Origin of the sequence: Lonepinella koalarum (assembly GCF_004565475.1) — a bacterium.
Lineage (GTDB): Bacteria > Pseudomonadota > Gammaproteobacteria > Enterobacterales > Pasteurellaceae > Lonepinella > Lonepinella koalarum.
This window is the reverse complement of record NZ_SRHX01000013.1, coordinates 26,048-47,954: the sequence shown is the minus strand read 5'-3', so window position 1 is coordinate 47,954 and position 21,907 is coordinate 26,048. Positions and strand designations below refer to the sequence as shown.

The 21,907-nt window shown below is 38.2% G+C and carries 22 protein-coding genes; 13 read left to right on the top strand and 9 right to left on the bottom strand.

Annotation, left to right across the window (positions count from 1 at the left end; genetic code table 11):
• Positions 1-447 precede the first annotated feature (447 nt).
• A complete protein-coding gene (gene gmhB, locus E0709_RS11670; protein WP_132302932.1) occupies positions 448-1,002 on the bottom strand; it encodes a D-glycero-beta-D-manno-heptose 1,7-bisphosphate 7-phosphatase in 555 nt (184 codons plus the stop codon).
• Positions 1,003-1,164: 162 nt separating this feature from the next.
• Here gmhB and metN point away from each other — a divergent pair, with 162 nt between their 5' ends.
• From metN to E0709_RS11655, 3 genes are read left to right on the top strand one after another with little or no spacing between them, the layout of a single operon-like run.
• A complete protein-coding gene (gene metN / locus E0709_RS11665; RefSeq protein WP_132302931.1) occupies positions 1,165-2,202 on the top strand; it encodes a methionine ABC transporter ATP-binding protein MetN in 1,038 nt (345 codons plus the stop codon).
• The gene (locus E0709_RS11660; protein ID WP_132302930.1) at positions 2,192-2,881 is read left to right on the top strand and encodes a methionine ABC transporter permease; all 690 of its coding nucleotides are present in this window, start codon (positions 2,192-2,194) and stop codon (positions 2,879-2,881) included. Before metN ends, E0709_RS11660 begins: the two co-directional genes overlap by 11 nt.
• A gap of 27 nt (positions 2,882-2,908) precedes the next feature.
• A complete protein-coding gene (locus E0709_RS11655) occupies positions 2,909-3,739 on the top strand; it encodes a MetQ/NlpA family lipoprotein (protein WP_132302929.1) in 831 nt (276 codons plus the stop codon).
• A 177-nt stretch (positions 3,740-3,916) separates the two neighbouring features.
• On the opposite strand, the gene mnmE is transcribed toward E0709_RS11655, so the two are convergent.
• On the bottom strand, positions 3,917-5,275 hold the full coding sequence (mnmE, locus tag E0709_RS11650) for a tRNA uridine-5-carboxymethylaminomethyl(34) synthesis GTPase MnmE (protein WP_132302934.1): 1,359 nt from the start codon (positions 5,273-5,275) through the stop codon (positions 3,917-3,919).
• A gap of 243 nt (positions 5,276-5,518) precedes the next feature.
• On the opposite strand from mnmE, the gene sodA reads away from it, so the two are divergent.
• Together sodA and E0709_RS11640 are read left to right on the top strand one after the other, a co-directional pair.
• Entirely contained in the window at positions 5,519-6,160 is a 642-nt protein-coding gene (gene sodA / locus E0709_RS11645; protein WP_132302928.1) for a superoxide dismutase [Mn], read from the top strand.
• Positions 6,161-6,331: 171 nt separating this feature from the next.
• On the top strand, positions 6,332-6,694 hold the full coding sequence (locus tag E0709_RS11640; RefSeq protein ID WP_132302927.1) for a YgiW/YdeI family stress tolerance OB fold protein: 363 nt from the start codon (positions 6,332-6,334) through the stop codon (positions 6,692-6,694).
• 35 nt (positions 6,695-6,729) lie between these two features.
• Here E0709_RS11640 and E0709_RS11635 read toward each other — a convergent pair whose 3' ends face one another.
• Positions 6,730-7,893, bottom strand: coding sequence for an amidohydrolase (locus E0709_RS11635; RefSeq protein WP_132302926.1), 1,164 nt, complete (start codon positions 7,891-7,893; stop codon positions 6,730-6,732).
• Between the two features lie 196 nt (positions 7,894-8,089).
• Between E0709_RS11635 and E0709_RS11630 the strand changes: the two genes are divergently transcribed.
• The 6 genes from E0709_RS11630 to E0709_RS11605 are packed head-to-tail and all read left to right on the top strand — an operon-like array spanning position 8,090 to position 12,866.
• The gene (locus tag E0709_RS11630) at positions 8,090-8,848 is read left to right on the top strand and encodes an amino acid ABC transporter ATP-binding protein (protein ID WP_132302925.1); all 759 of its coding nucleotides are present in this window, start codon (positions 8,090-8,092) and stop codon (positions 8,846-8,848) included.
• 14 nt (positions 8,849-8,862) lie between these two features.
• Positions 8,863-9,282 carry a GNAT family N-acetyltransferase gene (locus E0709_RS11625; RefSeq protein ID WP_132302924.1) on the top strand — a complete coding sequence of 140 codons (420 nt, stop codon included), beginning with the start codon at positions 8,863-8,865 and terminating at the stop codon, positions 9,280-9,282.
• A complete protein-coding gene (locus tag E0709_RS11620) occupies positions 9,283-10,263 on the top strand; it encodes a glutathione S-transferase family protein (protein ID WP_132302923.1) in 981 nt (326 codons plus the stop codon).
• 3 nt (positions 10,264-10,266) lie between these two features.
• Positions 10,267-11,274, top strand: coding sequence for a glutathione S-transferase C-terminal domain-containing protein (locus E0709_RS11615; protein WP_132302922.1), 1,008 nt, complete (start codon positions 10,267-10,269; stop codon positions 11,272-11,274).
• Positions 11,275-11,315: 41 nt separating this feature from the next.
• Positions 11,316-12,143, top strand: coding sequence for a transporter substrate-binding domain-containing protein (locus E0709_RS11610; RefSeq protein WP_207905265.1), 828 nt, complete (start codon positions 11,316-11,318; stop codon positions 12,141-12,143).
• Positions 12,144-12,152: 9 nt separating this feature from the next.
• The gene (locus E0709_RS11605) at positions 12,153-12,866 is read left to right on the top strand and encodes an amino acid ABC transporter permease (RefSeq protein WP_132302920.1); all 714 of its coding nucleotides are present in this window, start codon (positions 12,153-12,155) and stop codon (positions 12,864-12,866) included.
• Between the two features lie 70 nt (positions 12,867-12,936).
• Here the strand turns inward: E0709_RS11605 and E0709_RS11600 are convergent, their stop codons facing one another.
• The 6 genes from E0709_RS11600 to epmA form a co-directional block, all read right to left on the bottom strand.
• A complete protein-coding gene (locus tag E0709_RS11600; RefSeq protein ID WP_132302919.1) occupies positions 12,937-13,548 on the bottom strand; it encodes a YfgM family protein in 612 nt (203 codons plus the stop codon).
• A 3-nt stretch (positions 13,549-13,551) separates the two neighbouring features.
• Positions 13,552-14,829 (bottom strand): histidine--tRNA ligase, encoded by a 1,278-nt coding sequence (hisS, locus tag E0709_RS11595; protein WP_132302918.1) that lies wholly within the window; start codon positions 14,827-14,829, stop codon positions 13,552-13,554.
• Between the two features lie 23 nt (positions 14,830-14,852).
• Entirely contained in the window at positions 14,853-15,842 is a 990-nt protein-coding gene (locus E0709_RS11590; RefSeq protein WP_132302917.1) for a 2-hydroxyacid dehydrogenase, read from the bottom strand.
• A 14-nt stretch (positions 15,843-15,856) separates the two neighbouring features.
• Positions 15,857-16,969, bottom strand: coding sequence for a flavodoxin-dependent (E)-4-hydroxy-3-methylbut-2-enyl-diphosphate synthase (ispG, locus tag E0709_RS11585; RefSeq protein ID WP_132302916.1), 1,113 nt, complete (start codon positions 16,967-16,969; stop codon positions 15,857-15,859).
• Between the two features lie 11 nt (positions 16,970-16,980).
• Complete coding sequence (locus E0709_RS11580; protein ID WP_132302915.1) at positions 16,981-17,979, bottom strand: RodZ domain-containing protein; 999 nt, start codon at positions 17,977-17,979, stop codon at positions 16,981-16,983.
• A gap of 89 nt (positions 17,980-18,068) precedes the next feature.
• A complete protein-coding gene (gene epmA / locus E0709_RS11575; protein WP_132302914.1) occupies positions 18,069-19,040 on the bottom strand; it encodes an elongation factor P--(R)-beta-lysine ligase in 972 nt (323 codons plus the stop codon).
• A gap of 293 nt (positions 19,041-19,333) precedes the next feature.
• Between epmA and frdA the strand changes: the two genes are divergently transcribed.
• Together frdA and E0709_RS11565 are read left to right on the top strand one after the other, a co-directional pair.
• Positions 19,334-21,142 carry a fumarate reductase (quinol) flavoprotein subunit gene (frdA, locus tag E0709_RS11570; RefSeq protein WP_132302913.1) on the top strand — a complete coding sequence of 603 codons (1,809 nt, stop codon included), beginning with the start codon at positions 19,334-19,336 and terminating at the stop codon, positions 21,140-21,142.
• Complete coding sequence (locus E0709_RS11565) at positions 21,135-21,905, top strand: succinate dehydrogenase/fumarate reductase iron-sulfur subunit (protein ID WP_132302912.1); 771 nt, start codon at positions 21,135-21,137, stop codon at positions 21,903-21,905. The genes frdA and E0709_RS11565 overlap by 8 nt, the downstream gene beginning before the upstream one ends.
• The last annotated feature ends 2 nt before the right edge of the window (positions 21,906-21,907 follow it).

Below are 21,907 nucleotides of genomic sequence, written 5' to 3'. Positions count from 1 at the left end.
GTTAAGCCTGCCGCCAGCGTTCAATCTGAGCCATGATCAAACTCTTCAATTCAAGTTTTTTTTAAACTTAATCAAGTTCAATCGCTCAATAAATACTGACTTTTGCAAGGGCGTATGCAATACGCCCTTACATTAAAGTTCATTTTGTAGGGGCGTATGAAATACGCCCCCAATGAATTTCTAAGTTAAGCACCTATCAAGACTTCAAGTTTTTAAAATTTTTTTTAAACCGAAATCAATCAACAAGTGCCCACACAGATTGTCTGATAAATTTTTAAAGAACGTTTTTGCTTTTCCATATTACTATTTTAAAGCGAAAATAAAACGACGCACGTTAGAAAGTTTATATTTTCACAACTGTGCGTCGTTGTGTGGGGCGTATTATAGAGATCTGGCAATCCTTTGCAAGTGTTTTTTGTAAAAATATTGAGAAAATTATTTGAATGTTTAATTTTTCAACTGTTTAATTAATTTTGGTAAATCTGCTACACTTTCTATCACATAATCGGCTAGCTTTTTTCCTTGTTCGGTTACTGGTTTGCCTGTTTTCACCAAAACTTTATTTGCTACATTCGCTTTCATACCTGCTTGTAAATCTTCGATTTTATCTCCAATCATAAAAGATTTACTCGGGTCAATGTTTAATTCTTTAATTGCTTGCAATAACATTCCCCCTTTTGGTTTACGACAATCACAATCTTGGCGAAACTCCCCTTTTCCATCAGGGTGATGCGGACAATAATAAATCCCGTCCAAATCCACTCCACGATCCGCCAATGACCAATCAAACCATTCCGTTAATTGCAAAAACTGTTCTTCCGTAAAATAGCCACGCGCAATCCCTGACTGATTTGTCACCACCACCAACAAATAACCCATGGATTTCAGTTCTTGCAAAGCTTCAATACTACCATCAATGAATTGAAAATCATCAATTTTATACACATAACCATGATCAACATTCAGTGTGCCGTCTCGATCTAAAAAAATCGCTTTCTTCATTTTCTTTCCTTTAAAACCACATTTATTCTGTTATTATCCCACAAATATTATAATTGATAACAATATATTCTAAAAAGCTAACGAATAATGATTGACATAGACATATAGACGTCTAAAATAGATAAAATTATCTCTTTTTTAATCATAACTTAAAGGGCTTATATGATTAAGCTAAAAAATATCACTAAAATTTTTGATATTGCAGGAAAAAAATTAACCGCATTAGATAACGTTTCATTAAATGTACCGGCAGGTAGTATTTGTGGCGTAATCGGTGCGTCTGGAGCAGGCAAAAGTACTTTAATTCGTTGTGTTAACTTATTAGAACGTCCAACATCTGGTTCAGTCATTGTTGACGGTAAAGATCTGATGGCACTTAACGATCATCAACTTATCGCAGAACGCCGTAATATCGGCATGATCTTCCAACATTTTAATCTACTCAGTTCCAGAACAGTGTTTGACAATGTAGCTTTACCATTAGAATTAGAAAAAGCCAACAAACAAAAAATCCAACAAAAAGTCACCGCACTTTTAAATTTGGTTGGATTAACTGATAAAAAAGATGTCTATCCTGCTAACTTATCCGGTGGTCAAAAACAACGTGTTGCCATTGCCAGAGCCCTAGCCAGCGATCCACATGTACTTCTCTGTGACGAAGCTACCAGTGCATTAGATCCAGCCACCACGCAATCTATTTTAAAATTATTGAAAGATATTAACCGCACTTTAGGTATCACAATCCTATTGATTACACATGAAATGGATGTAGTGAAACGTATCTGTGACCAAGTCGCCGTAATTGACCGTGGTTCATTAATTGAACAAGGCACTGTCAGCGAAATCTTTTCTAATCCCAAAACCGAGCTTGCACAAGAATTTATTCAAGCGACATTCCAAAACCATTTACCAGAAGAATATTTAGCCTTGCTCACGGACGCTCCGAAATCCCCAAATTCATCACCGATTATTCGTTTTGAATTTACGGGGCGTTCCGTTGATGCTCCATTAATTTCACAAACATCACGACGGTTTAATGTGTCTTTTAATATTTTATTGTCACAAATTGATTACGCAGGTGGCACAAAATTTGGTTTCACTATTGCTGAAGTAGAGGGTGATGAAGATGCTATCACTCAAGCAAAAATTTATTTAATGGAAAGCAATGTTCGCGTGGAGGTACTCGGTTATGTGGGATAATTTTATCAACGGCTTTATGGGTCAAATCACACCCCAAGTATGGCAGCTCATCGGCTTAAGTACCTATGAAACGATTTATATGAGCTTTGCTGCAACAGTCTTTGCTATTGCTTTCGGTTTACCATTAGGGATCTGGACATTTTTGACCCAACAAAATCAAGCCTTAGCAAGTCCTAAAATTAACCGAGTGTTAGAAGCAATAATTAATATCGGGCGTTCTATCCCCTTCATTATTTTATTATTTGACTTAATGCCTGTCACTCGTTTTTTAGTGGGAACCACTTTAGGCACGACCGCCTCAATTATTCCATTAGGTGTCGCTGCCATGCCGTTTTTTGCTCGTTTGACATCCAATGCACTCGGTGATATTCCAAGTGGCTTAACCGAAACGGCAAAAGCCATGGGAACAACCGTGTGGCAATTAGTCACCAAATTTTATCTGCCCGAAGCCTTGCCAATGCTGATTAAAGCGACAACACTTACCTTAGTGACACTTATCGGTTACTCCGCGATGGCTGGAGCTGTTGGTGGTGGTGGCTTAGGTAATACAGCCATTTCTTATGGTTTACACCGTAACATGCCTTATGTACTTTGGGTGGCAACTATTATCCTCGTATTAATCGTTATGATCTGCGAAAGATACGGCAACAAACTCGCTGATCATTTTGATCATCGTTAATTAAACTTTACTTATAAGGAACATTCCATGAATTTTAAAAAATTACTCACTATCACTGCACTCACATCAATATTTGCTTTAACAGCATGTAACGATGATAAAAAAGCAGAAGTAGTTACTCCACAACCAACAACACAAACCATTACGGTGGGTGTAATGGCAGGACCTGAGCATCAAGTTGCTGAAATTGCGGCTAAAATTGCCAAAGAAAAATATAACCTAGACGTTAAATTCATTGAATTCAACGATTATGCTTTACCAAATCCAGCGGTAAGTAAAGGTGATTTAGATATCAATGCCATGCAACATAAACCGTATTTAGATAGTGACACTAAAGCGAACAATATTACTAACCTTGTTATTGTTGGTAACACATTCGTTTATCCATTAGCGGGTTACTCCAAAACCATTAAAGATGTCTCAGAATTAAAAGAGGGAGCCAAAGTCGCTGTACCTAACGACCCATCTAACCAAGGTCGTGCCTTAATTTTATTAGAAAAACAAGGTTTAATTAAATTAAAAGATGTCAACAACTTAAATGCAACACCTCTTGATATCGTAGAAAATCCAAAAAATCTACAAATTAGTCCGGTTGATACGGCAGTTGCGGCTCGTGCCTTAGATGACGTAGATTTAGCAGTGGTAAACAATACTTATGCTAGCCAAGTAGGGTTAACTACAACTGATAACGGTGTTTTTGTAGAAGACAAAGACAGCCCTTATGTAAATATCATTGTAGCTCGCCAAGATAACAAAGACAGCACAGCAGTACAAAACTTTGTAAAAGCCTACCAGACCGAAGAAGTTTACCAAGAAGCAGTTAAACACTTTAAAGATGGTGTAGTGAAAGGTTGGTAATTTTAATCTGCTGGTGTAAATAGTGAAAATGCGCTAAAAAAATGTTCTGCACCCCAAAAGTTGGACTCATAACCAACCTAGTAGGGTGCAAATTTTATGGATAATGACAAGCTTATCAACTAAGGGTTGCCTAACTATGAAATTAGTAGAAGACTAAAAAATATTACATTTTTTGATCTACTTACCGATACAAAACGAACTAAAAATATTCCCTAGCAAATCATCCGATGTAAACTTACCTGTAATTTCACTTAAATATGTTTGTACTAAGCGTAATTCTTCCGCTAACAACTCCCCAGCGTGAAATTGAGTAAGTTGAATATGCCCGAGTTGTAAATGTTCTGCGGCTTTTTCTAAAGCTTCTAAATGACGGCGACGGGCTAAGAAACCTCCTTCAGTGGTAGTCTGATAGCCCATAGTTTGTTTTAAATGTTCACGTAATAAGTCAACACCTTGTTGGGTTTGAGCAGATAAACGGATGGTAATATAGCCATTTTCTTCACTTAATCCTGTATTTTCTCCACTTAAATCGGTTTTATTGCGAATAATCGTTACAGGGAGACTTTCAGGTAATTTTTGCAAAAATTCTAACCGCACTTTATTGAGATCTGCACTATCAGCATCCGTACTATCTAACATTAATAACACTCGATCTGCCTGTTCAATTTCGTGCCAAGCACGGTTAATCCCGATACGTTCTACTTCATCTGTAGCATCACGTAAACCTGCAGTATCAATAATATGCAGAGGCATGCCATCAATATGAATGTGTTCACGCAATACATCGCGAGTTGTACCCGCGATATTTGTTACAATAGCAGCGTCTCGCCCTGCTAACGCATTAAGCAAACTGGATTTACCCGCATTCGGACGTCCTGCAATGACCACTTTCATACCTTCACGTAAAATTGAACCTTGTTTAGCTTCGGCTCTTACTTTATCCAGTTGAACAATAATTTCATTTAATTTATTCTCAATTTTTCCATCTGCTAGGAAATCAATTTCTTCATCAGGAAAATCAATGGCTGCTTCAACATAAGTACGTAAGTAAATCACATTATCGACTAATTGATTCACTTTATTGGAAAATTCCCCTTGTAAGGATTTTAACGCAGAACGTGCCGCTTGTTCCGATGTGGCATCAATTAAATCCGCAATAGCTTCCGCTTGAGCAAGATCGAGTTTACCATTTAAAAATGCTTGTTCAGAAAATTCTCCGGGGCGAGCCAAGCGTACACCTTGCACTTGTAAAATACGCTTAAGCAGCAAATCTAACACCATCTGACCACCGTGTCCTTGCAACTCCAACACATCTTCTCCGGTAAAAGAATGAGGGGATTTAAAAAATAACGCGATGCCTTGATCTAATACGGTATCATCAACATTTTTAAAAGGTAAATAATTCGCAAAACGTGGCTTTAACGCCTTTCCTACCACGGCTTGAGCCACCTCCATTGCCAAAGGTCCTGATACGCGCAAAATGCCTACACCACCACGACCAATAGGTGTAGCCTGTGCGACGATTGTTTCTATTATATTATTTTCGACTGTCATAAAACTTTCCTAAAATAGATATCTAAATTTTTCTAATTCTACTTTAATACATCCATTATTGTAATAGTCAAACAATCTTTTATTTTTTCAAACTAACTTAGCAGTTTACTTAACAAAAATTTACATTTTTAATGATCTACATCAAATTTTTTGTTAATATAGTTATGGCATTTGTAGATTCGTTCTACAAAAACATCTACTCACTCATTAAAAAAGGAAAATATTATGGCTTATACTCTACCAGAATTAGGCTATGCCTATGATGCATTAGAACCTCATTTTGATGCTCAAACCATGGAAATTCACTACAGCAAACATCACCAAGCGTATATTAATAATGCTAATGCCGTATTAGAAAACTCACCAGAATTAGCTGAATTAGCCGCTCAAGGTTGCCCGGGCTCATTCTTAAAAAATCATTTAGCTAACGTACCTGCCGATAAATTTACTGCGTTGCGTAACAATATCGGTGGACACACTAACCACAGTTTATTTTGGAAATCATTGAAAAAAGGCACAACTCTACAAGGTACATTAAAAGCTGCCATTGAACGTGATTTTGGTTCTGTTGAAGCATTCAAAGCAGAATTTGAGAAAGCTGCAGCCACTCGTTTTGGTTCAGGTTGGGCGTGGTTAGTGTTATTAAACGATGGGAAATTAAGCGTTGTTTCTACCGCTAATCAAGACAATCCATTAATGGGTAAAGAAATTGCTGGTTGCGAAGGTTTCCCATTATTAGGCTTAGACGTTTGGGAACATGCTTATTACTTAAAATTCCAAAACCGTCGTCCAGATTACATTAAAGAATTCTGGAATGTAGTAAACTGGGATTTTGTAAACGAACGTTTTGAAAAAAATGCTAAATAAATTTAAATAAACACGACAGGAATCGGCTCAAATGAGCCGATTTTTTTCTCAAAAATAACCCTTTCTTAAGATTTAATTAAGATTTCCATGTTTTAATTAACATAAATTAAAACTGAACAGTTTTCCCCAAGCAATGTACTAGCACTACAATATATCAATAAGGAGAAAAAAATGAAAAAATTACTAACTATTGCACTAATTGCTGCATCAACTATCGTATTTGCTAAAGCTAACGATAATCTAAAAGGTGGTTTTAGCGGTGGTTATAGTGGAACCCAAACCACGGTAGCGCAAGCCTTAAAAGCGAAAGATGATACTCAGGTTATTTTAACGGGTTACATCACAAGACAAATTGATCATGATGAATTTTTGTTTAAAGATTCAACAGGTGAAATCAAAATTGAGGTGGAAGATCGCGCTTGGAATGGTCTAAATATTTCACCAAATGACAAAATTATGATTCAGGGTAAAGTGGATCAAGAGGCGTTCAAAGCCGCTGAAATTGAAGTTTATAACATTCGGAAAGCAGACTAATGTCTGAATAAGCAAAACGGGCGAAAGCCCGTTTTTTATGAATGTAATGCTAAATATTCCGTTGCCAATGTAGCTAAATAATTTGCTGTTGGAAAAAGTGCAGTATCATCTACTCGGAATTTGGGGTGATGTAAAGCATAAGGTCCGCCTGAACCAATCATAATAAAGACCCCTGCGATTTTTTGTTGGTAAAATGCGAAATCTTCTCCGATTGGGCTGGCATCCACCAATTTTGCTTCAAAGCCATTTCGGCGAGCGACATCTAAAGTAAAATCAATCCATTCAGGACTATTCATTACAGATGGTGGTCCAGCATGCCAATATAATTGAATATCCGCATCAAATGCTAATTTGATGCCGTCAATAATCGTTCTAAAGCGTTGCTCAATTTGCTCACGCACAGCTTGATTGAAACTTCTCACCGTACCTTCTAAATAAGCATTATCAGGAATCACATTCCACGTATTACCACTATGCACTTGAGTAATTGATACCACGGCATTTTCATTAGATGCCACATTACGACTCATTATTGATTGCACCGCATTAATAAGCTGAGCCAAAATAATGATCGGATCATTACCATCGTGCGGACGTGCAGCATGAGCTCCTTTAGCATTAATTTTAATTTCAAAACGATCTACGCCTGCCGTCAGAGCATTTGGCTTCGTCCCCAATACCCCTACTGGCAAAGTAGGATCATTGTGAATACCAAAAATCACATTGGCATCATTCAACACGCCCGTGTTAATCACATCCAATGCTCCCAATCCTGTTTCTTCGGCAGCTTGGAACAAAATTCGCACCGTACCTTTAAGGTCTGCTTGACGTTGCTTTAATAAAATCGCCGCCCCTAACGCTGCGGTCTGGTGAAAATCGTGACCACAAGCGTGCATTACACCATCCTTTTTGGAAGAATAATCCACTCCACTTTCTTCTAAAATCGGTAACGCATCAATATCTGAGCGTAACACCACGATTTTCCCTGTTGGCTCACCTTGAATTTCGGCAACCAATCCTGTTTTAAGCGGTAAATCTAAAATCGTAATCTGATGTTGTTCTAACACCGCACGCAAGGCTTTGGTCGTTTCCACTTCCTGATTAGAGAGTTCTGGATATTGGTGACGTTCACGGCGAAATTGAATCAAATATTGGGTTAATTCACTATATTGGTTATCCACAGATTCAAAGATTTTCATAAAACTTTTCCATATTTTTGTGTTTTCTTGACTAAAATCTTCATTTATTGAGTACCATAAAACTCCATATAGTCTATCTTATATTTATTTTTTATTATATTACTTATCGTTATAACTAAGGTCAATTTGTTATAGGACAACATTTTCGCTTTTGATTATTATTACTATTTCAACGAAGAACATAATAATAACAAATATGATCACAGTTACTAATCTGATTAAAAAATTCCACCACAATAACGTCTTAGACGGTATCTCCTTTGAGGTACAAAAAGGCGATATTGTGGCAATTATTGGTTCATCAGGGGCAGGAAAATCTACTTTATTAAGAGCCATTAATTTTTTAGAACGCGGCGATGCGGGCAAAATTGAAATTGATGATGTCCGTGTGGAGATTGAAAAAGCTAAAAAAGCGGATATTTTGGCGATTCGTCAGCGTACGGCTATGGTGTTTCAACATTTTAATCTATTTGAACGCAAAACTGCTTTGCAAAATGTCATGGAGGGTTTAGTGGTGGTGAAAAAATTACCCAAACAACAAGCTCAGCAAATTGCGGAAGAAAAACTTGCCAAGGTAGGCATGTTAGACAAAGCCCATTTTTATCCGCAACATTTATCAGGTGGACAAAAACAACGCGTTGCCATTGCACGAGCCATCGCTTTAAATCCGCAATTATTGCTGTTAGATGAACCCACTTCCGCCCTAGATCCTGAGTTGGTGGGGGAGGTGTTGGAAACCATTAAAGCTTTAGCCAAAGAAGGCAATACCATGTTGTTAGTTTCCCATGAAATGAATTTTGTGCGTAAAGTGGCTAATCGGGTGCTGTTTTTGGATAAGGGGAAAATTATTGAATCTGGCACTGCACAGGACGTTTTTGAGCATCCTAAACATGAGCGTACCAAGAAATTCTTGGAAACCTATTACAGTAGTTTTTATTTTGATTATGCCATTTAAAGCTTAGGGAAAAAATGATGATCACAGAAGTATGGCAATTAGCGTTAGTTTACGAAGTGCGTAAATCATCTGTTGTTATTGATGAAAATTTACCCATAGACAAAGAGTTTGATGAAGAATATGGTAAAACCTATCACTATGTTTTAATTGAACAAAATGGTGTTGGTATTGCTACCGCAAGACTGAATATCAGCAATAAAGATTATGGCAAAATTGAACGTGTTGCGGTAGCAAAAGGCTTTAAAGGGCAAGGCTATGGGCGACAAATTATTCAAAAAGCAGAAGCTGAACTTAAAAAATTAGGCTATCACAGAATTGTGATTAAAAGTCGTCAATCAGTCGTGGAATTTTATCAGAAACTCGGCTATGTGGCTGATGAAAACAGCAAAGAAGATGGCTTTATTGCCACAATTATGGTGGAAAAGGAAGTATAAATGTCGAGCATAATCAATCAACATGAACCCTTAAATAAATCCGTTAGCCCATTAGAACTTAGCCAAGACGGGCGTTTTGTACGACAAACATCTCGCTTTATTACACCATTTGGTGATCAAGCAGGTCAACTTCCTATTGAATCTAATCGTTATCGTCTACTGGTTTCTTACGCTTGCCCTTGGGCGCATCGTCAACTGATTGCATTGAAATTATTGGGATTAGATAAACACATTTCTATTGGTGTGGTCAACCCCGTACGACCTACGAATACAGATAAAAAAGATTGGGCGTTTGATGAACCCGATTCCGTATTAGGTATTCGCTATTTAAGTGATATTTATCTCGCCACTGATCCTGATTATATTGGGCGTTTTACCGTGCCAGCAGTGGTAGATTTAAGCACAAAGAAAGTCGTGAATAATGATTTTTTAAATCTACTCCGTCATTGGCAACTCGCTTGGAAAAGCTTGCATAAAGCCAATGCATCTGATCTGTATCCTGAACCGTTAAGAACACAAATCGATGAATTAAATGAACTGATTTTTAATGATGTCAATAATGGCGTATACAAGGCAGGATTTGCTACCAGTCAAACGGCTTATGAACAAGCCTATGATCAATTATTCTCTACGCTAGATAAACTAGAGCAGCGTTTAGCACATTCTCGCTATCTATTTGGCGATCAAATTACCGACTCCGATATTCGCCTGTATGTGACCTTAGTACGTTTTGATGTGGCTTATTACAACGGCTTTAAATGCAATCGTCAGCGTTTAATTGATTTTCCCAATTTATGGGGTTATGCCCGAGATTTATATCAACAAGATGCGTTTAAGCAAACCACACATTTTGATCACATTAAAGCTCATTATCATTTAAGTGCAACCATTAACCCTTATCAAATTTTACCGAAAGGCCCTGATTTAAGCTTGTGGGATAGTCCACATCATCGGGAACAACTCGCACAATATGGAGAATAAAAAATGACAACGACACCAAGATACAGACCCAGTGAAATTGAAAATGAAGTGGATGAAAAAGGCTATTTTCATCGTCAAAAAAACCGTTTTACCGACTCTTTTGGCGAAAGTGCGGAGCAAAATCCGATAGAATCAGGGCGTTACCGTTTAATTTGGGCAGAAACTTGTCATTGGTCTAATCGAGCGGCGATTGTAATTGAATTATTAGGTTTAGAAAAAGCCATTAGCGTCAATAAGGTAGGTATTAATAGTGGATTTAGCCGAGAAAAATCCTTAGGTTGGGAATTTATCTATGATGAAAATCATCATGATCCCGTACTCGGCGTGCAATATTTAAGCGAGCTTTATTATAACTCCGATCCCAATTATCAAGGTCGCCCCACTGTGCCAGCGTTAGTGGATATTACCACTAAAAAAGTGGTCAATAATGATTACACATGGCTCACCAATTATTTAGAACGTGATTTTAAGGCTTTTCATAAGGCGCACGCCCCCGATCTTTACCCTGAACATTTACGCCAACAGATTGATGAATTTAACAATTTTCTGTTTGATAACGTCAATAATGCCGTTTATAAAGCGATGTTTGCTCAATCGATTGAAGCCTATAACGATGCCTACAATAGTTTATACCGAGCTTTCGATCTGATTGAACAACGCCTTGAAACTAAACGCTTTTTATTTGGCGATTTTGTTACTGATGCCGATATTCGGTTATTTGTGACCTTAGCACGTTTTGATGCGGGTTATGCAAAAAATCTCGGGCCTTTACGCAATCGCATTGTCGATTTTAAAAATATTTGGGGCTATGCCCGTGATTTATATGAAATCCCTGCTTTTAAACATAATACCTATTTTAAAACCTTTGCCAAAAAACAGGGTGATCGTTCAGGCGTATTTATTGATTATTACACGCGTTTTTGGGACAAAATTGATTATGAGGCATTATGGAGCGAACCACATCAACGCCAAACATTAAGCCAAACCCCAGATGAAAAATTTATTTATTAATTTCACTTTTAACCTTTAACTTTTAACCTATGGAGAACCATATGATGAAAAAATTTGCTTTTATTGTTTTAGCCAGTTTATTGAGTTTAACCGCTTGTGGTGATAAACAAGATAACACCACCAGCACGCAAGCCGCCAAACCGCAAATCACCATTGCCACCAGTGCTGCCCCAAAACCCTTTACTTATGTGGATCAAAACAATCAGTTAGTGGGTTATGACATTGAAGTGGTAAAAGCCATTTTTGATAAAATTGGTAAATATGACATTCGCTTTGAAGCGACAGAATTTCCCTCTGTATTATCCGGTTTAGATTCTGGGCGTTATGATGTGGGAGCAAATAATTTTGGTATGAATGAAGTGCGTAAAGCTAAATATATTTATACCGATCCTATTTTTAAAAATAAATATGCCATTGTGGTACGTCCAGAACGTGATGATATTACCAATTTTGAACAACTGCGTGGTAAAAGCACTGAACTTACCCCAGGGTTAAACTATGCTACTGCATTGGAAGTGTATAACGAAAGTTTGCCCGATAATAAAGTGATTTTAGAATACAGCGAAGCGGATCTTGCCTCTATTTTACAACGTGTTGAATCGGGTAAATATGACTTTCAATTGTTAGATAAAGCTATGGGCGAACAATTTATCAAAGAACATGGTTTTAAATTAAAAGCATTGCCTGTGCCTGATGATGAAGTGAGTAAAATCGGTACGCCATTTAGCTATTTGTTAGTGAGTAAAACTGAAAAAGGGCAAGCCTTAACGGAGGAAATTAACCAAGCCTTAAAAGTGCTGATTACAGAAGGCAAATTGTCAGAAATCAGCAAAAAATACTTTAATGATGATTTTGCACCAAAACAATAAAGGAAAAATATGGGCGATATATTTAGTTTAGTAGCAATTTGGGACACCATCCCAAAATTGTTACAATATTTACCTGTCACCCTTGAAATTACCGTGCTTTCTCTCTTTTTTGGTTTAATTTTAGGTTTTCTGTTTGCCTTAATTAAAATCAACAAAACGCCAGTCATTCGGCAAATGGTGGCAGTATTAGTGTCTTTTGTGCGTGGCACACCGCTGATCGTACAACTGTATTTAACCTATACGGGGATTCCTTTGTTGCTTAAATATTATAATTATAGCTATGGCACAGATTATAATATCAATGCGGTCCCTGCTATGTTGTTTGTGTTAGTGACGTTTTCCATTAACCAAGCTGCCTATAATTCGGAAAATATCCGAGCCGCATTGCAATCGGTAGGTAAAGGAGAAATTGAAGCAGGACATTCTATTGGTATGACCTATTTTCAAATTATGCAGCGTATTATTCTCCCCAAAGCCTTTGTCTATGCCTTGCCTATTTTAGGTAATACCTTAATTGGCTTGCTAAAAGGCACATCGTTGGCATTCGTATGTGCTGTAGTGGAAATGACTGCTCAATCCAAAATTATTGCAGGTGTTAGCTATCGTTATTTTGAAGCTTATTTAGCATTAGCGTTAATTTATTGGGTAGTGACCATTATTATTGAGCAAATTGTGAATTTCATTGAACGAAAAATGATGATCCCAGACAATATATTAAGATAAAAAATATAAAACAAAAAAGCCTATATAATCAAACAGATAAATAGGCTTTTTCTTCATTAAAGAATCTATGTTACAAATTATTCAACAACACCTTCACTTCTTGCTGTTCCAATGCCGAGCCATCTTTTAACACTTTCTCAAACTGTTGTCTAGCTGCATCTTTATCGCCTTTGGCTAACTGAACTTTGCCATTTAATAAGTTTTTTCTCGCCGTCCAACTAGCATCTTTCACTAAATTTAAGGTACTTAATACATCATCAAATTTATCTTGTTGTAGTTGCACTTCTGCTAACCGAATACCCGTCACAGAATTTAGAATTTCATCTGGTGCCTGTGTCATTGCCTCTTTTAAATCGGCTTCTGCTTGAGAAAATTCTTGATTTTGTACCGCACTTTTGGCTTTTTCTAATAACGCTAAAGTCGCATAACTCGTTTTACTATGCTCTTTTACAAAGGCATCAATTTGTGCATTTTTAGTGGTCGCGTCCGTATTGCTATAAATCACCTGATCGTATTGTGCTGATATTTCTTGTGCTTTAGTGATTTGGTAATCTTGCCAAAAACGCCAACCAAATACTCCTCCTGCCCCAATAATCACGGCTGCGGTAATGCTTTTATAATTTTCTTTCCACCAAGATTTAATTTCATTGAGTTCTTGTTCTTCTAAACTGGTATAAGCCATAATTTATTCCTTAAATACTTGCGTTAAATAAGCCACTAATTCATCAACTGCAACTGCTTGTTGTTCGGTGTTGCCTAATAAATCTTTTACCATAACTTGGTTAGATTGTATTTCACTTTCGCCAATCACAATAGCGAGTTTTGCCCCGACTTTATCGGCACGTTTAAATTGTTTTTGGAATTTGCCACCACTACAGTGAGTCATCACGCGCAACTGCGGTAATGCTGAACGCAGTTTTTCAGCAATTTTGAAAGCTGCCAAAGTAGTGCCGTCGCCTGCAAAAACAAGGTAAATATCCACCGCACGTTGTACTGGAATAGATTTATTTACTTCTTGTACTAACAACACTAAACGCTCTAACCCCATCGCAAATCCAACACTTGGCGTAGCATGTCCGCCTAATTGTTCCACTAAGCCATCATAACGACCACCACCGCAAACTGTGCCTTGAGCGCCTAATGCGGTAGTCACCCATTCGAATACCGTTTTGTTGTAATAATCTAAACCACGCACTAATTTCGGGTTAATTTCGTATTGAATACCCATTTCATCTAATAAGGTACAGAGTTGAGCAAAATGTTCACGGCTTTCATCGTCTAAATAATCAAGTAATTTAGGTGCATTGTTTAACACCTCTTGTAACGCCTGATTTTTAGTATCTAAAATACGTAATGGATTTTTCTCTAAACGATCTTTTTCTTCATCACTCATCAAATCCACATGATTTTGCAAGAAATCAACCAATGCCGAACGATAATTTTGCCGTGCCTCTAGCGAACCGATAGAATTGAGTTGTAAAGTGACATACTGATCGATACCTAATTCTTTCCATAAGCGAGCAGTAAGTAAAATCAATTCTGCATCAATTTCTGGATTGGCAATCCCAAAAATTTCTACTCCTGCTTGATGAAATTGACGATAACGCCCTTTTTGTGGACGTTCATGACGGAACATCGGTCCGATATACCACAAACGTTGTTCATTATTATAAATCCAGCCATGTTCTATTGCTGCACGTACACAACCTGCGGTACCTTCAGGGCGGAGCGTAAGTTGCTCATCGTTATCCCAAAAAGTGTACATTTCTTTAGAAACCACATCAGTGACTTCACCAATGGCACGAGCGAATAAGGGGGTGCTTTCCACGATTGGCATACGCACTTCACTGTAACCGTAGCTTGCCAATACTTGACGCACCTTATTTTCAACCCATTGCCACAGCGGTGTATCGGTCGGCGAACTGTCGTTCATGCCACGAATAGCTTGAATGGTTTTTGCCATAATTTTGTCCTGTTTCTCCTGTTTTATTCTACTTGATTCGGGCAAATTTCACCTAAATTGACTTGCTGAATATTTGCCAAGGTGACATCGGAAATATTCAATAAGGCTTCTTCCGTTAAAAAGGCTTGATGTCCAGTCAGTAACACATTATGGCAAGATGAAATACGACGGAATACATCATCTAAAATGACTTCGTTGGATTTATCTTCAAAAAATAACGACTGTTCATTCTCATACACATCCAAGCCTAAAGCACCGATTTTACTCTGTTTTAGGGCTTCAATAGCGTCCTTGGTGTTAATCAATGAACCACGGCTGGTGTTAATGATCATTACGCCATCTTTCATTTGCTTAAAGGTTTTTTCGCACAATAAATGGTAGTTATCTGGCGTAGCCGGGCAATGTAAAGAAATAACATCTGACTGGGTAAAGAGATCATCCAAACTCACATATTTACCGCCTAAAGCTTCTACTTGCGGATTTTCAAAGGGATCAAAAGCCAATAATCGCATACCAAAGCCTTTTAAAATACGCATAGTAGCAATCCCAATTTTACCCGTACCGATAATACCCGCGGTACGACCATGCATATTAAAGCCGATTAAACCTTCTAATGAGAAATTTGCATCTCGAGTACGCTGATAAGCACGATGAATATGACGATTTAGGCTCATCATTAAGCCCACCGCATGTTCTGCCACCGCTTCTGGGGAATAGGCTGGTACTCGCACGACGCTTAAACCTAATTGTTTTGCCGATTTAAGATCCACATTATTAAACCCTGCGCAACGTAACGCCACGATAGTTACACCATACTCTGCTAACTTTTTCAACACCGCTTGATCAGCATTGTCATTAACAAAAATACACACTGCTTGACAGCCTTCTGCCATTTTGGCAGTGTCCACATTTAGTTGAAAATCAAAGAAATGCAGATCAAAGCTGTATGTAGTATTAGCTTGTTGCAAATACTTGCGATCATAATTCTTACTACTAAAAACGGCAATTTTCATATTTTTCCCTTCTATTAAAGCTGTGAAATATCAATACGTTGTGATTGCCGTGCCACTTTGGCACGAATTTTGGCTTCAAGCTGATCAATGAGATCATCATTATCAAAGCGTTCTTTCTGACGCTCACCATCTAAATAATAACCGCTTTTTTTGTTACCACCGGTAACACCTAAATCAGATACCAAGGCTTCACCTGGTCCATTCACCACACAACCAATAATTGATACATCCATCGGCGTAATAATATCTTCAAGTCGTTGTTCTAACGCATTCACTGTTCCTATCACATCAAATTCTTGACGAGAACAGGTTGGACAAGCAATAAAGTTAATGCCACGAGAACGAATGCGTAAGGATTTCAAAATATCAAAGCCTACTTTGATTTCTTCCACGGGATCCGCCGCTAATGATACTCGCAACGTATCGCCAATCCCTTCCGCTAAAAGCATGCCTAAACCCACCGCACTTTTTACCGCACCTGCTCTGGCACCACCAGCTTCGGTAATACCAAGATGTAACGGCTGTTTAATCGCTTTGGCTAACAAACGGTAACTTTCCACCGCTAAAAACACATCTGACGCTTTTACGCTCACTTTAAATTGATCGAAGTTTAAACGATCTAAAATTTCAACATGACGTAACGCACTTTCTAATAAGGCTTCTGGGGTTGGTTCGCCGTATTTTTCCTGCAAATCTTTTTCCAACGAACCTGCATTTACGCCAATACGGATCGGAATATTATTATATCTAGCACAATCTACTACGGCTCGAATGCGATCTTCACGTCCGATATTACCGGGGTTAATCCGTAAACAATCCACACCGTATTCTGCCACTTTCAGGGCAATCCGATAATCAAAGTGAATATCCGCCACCAACGGCACATTCACTTGCTGTTTAATTAATTTAAAAGCTTCGGCTGCGTCCATGGTTGGCACAGAAACTCGTACAATATCCGCCCCAACTCGCTCAAGAGCTTTAATTTGAGCAACCGTCGCTTCTACATCTGTGGTACGAGTATTGGTCATAGATTGTACGGCAATGGGAGCATCGCCCCCTACAGGCACTTTACCTACATAAATTTTTGTCGATTCACGACGTTTAATGGTTGGTTTAAAATCTGACATAATTCTCGTTATTATGGTAATTTAATGCGAGCAACACGACCATCAATTTTCAATGGGTAGTTTTCGCCTTTGTAAGTGATTTTGACGTTCGCTGGAGCCCCAATAGTTAATGCATAAGGACCTTTACCATCAAGGGTAATCACTTCGCCTTGTTTATACTCTTTTTGTGCCACTAAATTATGACGTTTTGCATCACGTACGGCAATCCAGCTTGTCGCCGTAGTGACTTCAATTTGTAAATCCCCTGACACAGGATTATCTACTGTATTTTGAGTATGATTATCCGTAGCAATCGAATCCGTAGTATCCACATTATCGTTCACGCTATGTTGCATAAGAATCCCCTGTGCTGGACTATCTACACTTTCCGTGGTATTTTCTTTTTCTTGTGGGTTAATGGCTGTCGATGTCATCGCATTACTATTATTTTCTGGATTATTTTGCACCGCACTTTCTACTATTTGTGCGTTAGCTTGTGCTGAATCCACAATAGTCGTCTCTGTCATGGTTGCTACATGATCACTATGCTCTAGCGCTTTATTCTGTCCTTCCGTTGAGACATAATTTTGCACTAAATTATCGCGCTCAGAATTAGTTTGTTGATAATTTTCCCACCACCAAAGGGCAGTCATTCCAATCACAAATAAAAGTACAAGAGCCGTTAACCAACCTACCCACCGACCATGTGAAGAGTGGGGATTCACCACTTTTTTGACTTTAACATGCTTATTTAAATCATTTCTTACCACGCCACCAAAATCAATAGCGCCATCTTTCCATAAGCTATCTGGCAATTTCAAAAATTCAGCATAATTACGCACATATCCTTTCATAAAAGTAGCAGGAATATTTTTCTGCACAAATTCATTATTTTCGATACTTTCTACCACAATAGGACGTAAATTCACTTTTTCTGCGGCTTGTTCAATTGTCAAATTGAGCTTTTGACGAGCTTGGCGGAAAGTTTCTCCTACGGTTATTCTTTCTGCTGAATTAATCTGCGTATCCATAAGTTCAAGTATTTCCTAAAAAATATAAAGATAAAATTAAATGGTTAAGTTTAAAGTTGTCATGGCGGTTTTGCAACTGTTATTTATTGCTAAGCAGTTGCGATCGCAAAAGCCATCACTTGTTCAATAGTTTCAGCACCTAAAGCAATCATCATTAATCGATCCACCCCTAAAGCCACACCTGATGTATTAGGCATTCCGGCTTGCAAAGCCGCTAAAAAACGAGAATCAATTGAACGTATCGGCAACCCTAATTTTTGACGTACGCGATTATCCTGCTCAAAACGATTAAATTGCTCATGCGCATCGGTTAACTCATGGAAACCATTAGCCAGTTCTAAGCCTTTATAATAGAATTCAAAACGCTCTGCTACACGGTGATCTTCCGAACTAATTTGCGCTAACGCTGCTTGACTCGCGGGAAAATGATAAATGGCCACTGGACGATTTTGACCAATTTTAGGTTCCACGACTTCACTGAACAGAAATTGTAGCAAAATATCTCGATCTTCATTTTCATCACACATAAAATTATATTTTTTGGCTTTATTGACTAACTCGGTTTTACTCGCTGATAAAGGATCTAAACCAACATATTGTTGAAAAACAAATTGATAGCTTAAACTTTCAGTGGGTTCACAATCTAAAATATTCTGTAACAAATCATCCACCTCATTAATCAATCGATACATATCAAAAAATGGACGATACCATTCTAACATAGTAAATTCAGGATTATGACAACGACCTGCTTCTTCATTACGAAAAACATGACAAAGTTGGAAAATCGCCCCTGAACCTGCCGCTAATAGACGTTTCATATGATATTCCGGGCTGGTATTTAACCATAATGTCTTCGATTGTTTGTTAAAAGGAGCAACAAACTCTGTGCTAAAGGTGGATAAATTAACATCTGTCACACCAAATTCACTCAGAATTGGCGTTTCCACCTCCAAAATACCACGTTCAGAAAAAAAACGACGAATTTCTGCTATGATTTTAGCACGAGCCAGTAAATTCTTAATTGGGGCAGTTGGCTGCCATGAAATCTCTGTTGACATAAAAATAAATCAATGTGAAAAAATAGACTTTATTTTAACTTGAATTCAATAAAAAACCAAACGTAACGAAGTAGGGTGAAGTAGCAAAATGTGCAATCTTTATTCTCTTCAATAATAATAAAAATCATCTTTAACTTATTAATAATTCTTATTTTTGCTAACTGTAGTGAATTTTACCTAAATTTTTGAGCTAGATCACATTTCTAACAATTAGATTAAAAAAGAGATAGTAATTTATTAAAATTTAAGTAACATTATTATTGTTAATTAATTCTTTTGTGGGGGACATAATTGTGCAAATTGTCAATGTAGATATTGCGATTGTCGGTGCTGGTGGTGGTGGATTACGCTCCGCAATTGCGGCGACAGAAGCCAATCCTAATCTTAAAATTGCTTTAGTTTCAAAAGTTTATCCTATGCGTAGCCATACAGTTGCGGCTGAAGGTGGTGCGGCAGCGGTTATCAAAGAAGAAGATAGCTACGATAAACACTTTAATGACACCGTATCCGGTGGTGACTGGTTATGTGAACAAGATGTGGTAGAATATTTTGTTAAACATTCTCCAGTAGAAATGACCCAACTCGAACGTTGGGGCTGTCCTTGGTCTCGTAAACAAGATGGTGATGTGAACGTTCGCCGTTTCGGTGGGATGAAAATTGAACGTACTTGGTTTGCCGCTGACAAAACTGGGTTCCATTTATTACACACGCTTTTCCAAACATCCATTCAATATCCACAAATCCAACGTTTTGATGAACATTTCGTATTAGATATTCTAACGGATGATGGTCACGCCTGTGGTTTGGTCGCGATGAATATGATGGAAGGTACCTTAATTCAAATCAATGCCAAAGCCGTGGTTATTGCAACGGGAGGGGGTTGCCGTGCGTTTAAATTTAATACTAACGGCGGTATCGTTACCGGTGACGGTCTTTCTATGGCATATCGTCACGGAGTGCCACTACGTGATATGGAATTTGTACAATATCACCCAACAGGTTTGCCAAATACGGGTATTTTGATGACTGAAGGTTGTCGAGGTGAAGGGGGTATTCTGCTAAATAAAAATGGTTACCGCTACTTACAAGATTATGGACTAGGTCCTGAAACACCAGTAGGTAAACCAGAAAACAAATATATGGAATTAGGTCCCCGCGATAAAGTGTCCCAAGCATTCTGGCAAGAATGGCGTAAAGGTAATACATTAAAAACAGCCAAAGGTGTTGATGTGGTGAATCTTGATTTACGCCACTTAGGGGAAAAATACTTACATGAACGTTTACCATTTATTTGTGAGTTAGCACAAGCCTATGAAGGAGTAAACCCGGTTGAACAACCAATTCCTGTTCGTCCAGTTGTTCACTATACTATGGGTGGTATTGAAGTAGATTTCAACAGCGAAACCTGTATTAAAGGCTTATTTGCGGTGGGTGAATGTGCATCTTCTGGCTTACATGGTGCCAACCGTTTAGGTTCTAACTCATTAGCAGAACTTGTCGTATTAGGTCGTGTGGCAGGTGAATATGCTGCACAACGTGCGGTAGAAAATGTTTCTATAAATCAGGATGCCGTTGATGCTCAAGCTCGTGATGTGATTAAACGCTTGGAAGATTTATATAACCAAGAAGGCACCGAAAGTTGGGCTCAAATTCGTGAAGAAATGGGTATGTCCATGGAAGAAGGTTGTGGTATTTACCGTGACCAACAAAGTATGCAAACGACCGTGGATAAAATTGCCGAATTAAAAGAACGCTATAAACGTATTCGCATTCAAGATCGTTCTAGTGTCTTTAACACCAACGTGCTTTATACGGTGGAATTAGGTTATATCTTAGATGTAGCACAATCCATTGCCAACTCAGCCATTGAACGTAAAGAATCTCGTGGTGCGCATCAACGTTTAGACTATGTGGAACGTGATGATGTGAATTACTTACAACATACCTTGGCGTTCTACAATGGAGAGAGTGCACCACGCATTGAATACAGTCCAGTGAAAATTACCAAATCACAACCGGCGAAACGTGTTTACGGTGCAGAAGCAGATGCGGCGGAAGCAGCTAAAGCAGCGGCTAACAAAGGGGAGAAAGCAAATGTCTAATGAATCAATTATGACGGTAGAAGTGCTACGCTATAATCCTGAAGTGGATCAAAAGCCACACCTATGCACTTATCAAGTACCTTATGATAACCAAACATCTTTATTAGATGCGTTAGGTTACATTAAAGATAAACTGGAACCCGAACTTTCCTACCGTTGGTCTTGTCGTATGGCAATCTGTGGTTCTTGTGGGATGATGGTGAACAATAAACCAAAACTCGCATGTAAAACGTTCTTACGTGATTACAGCGGTCATATGCGGATTGAACCGTTAGCCAACTTCCCAATTGAACGTGATTTAGTGGTGGATTTAAGTCACTTTATTGAAAGTTTAGAAGCCATCAAACCTTATATTATTGGCAACAAAATGCCTGAATTAGATGGTCAACCACATCCGTCAGCAGAATTGGCGAAAAGTCGTACCAAACAAACACCTAAACAACTTGAGAAATATCGTCAATTCTCCATGTGTATCAACTGCGGTCTTTGCTATGCAGCTTGTCCACAGTTTGGTTTAAACCCTGAATTTGTAGGACCTGCAGCGTTAACCTTGGCTCACCGCTACAATTTAGATAACCGTGATCACGCTAAAGCACAACGTATGCCGATTATCAATGGTGATAATGGTGTTTGGTCTTGTACTTTCGTTGGGGCTTGTTCCGAAGTTTGTCCGAAACACGTTAACCCTGCGGCAGCAATTAACCAAAGTAAATTAGAAAGTGCTAAAGACTATCTAATTTCAATGCTTAAACCAAAAGCTTAGGG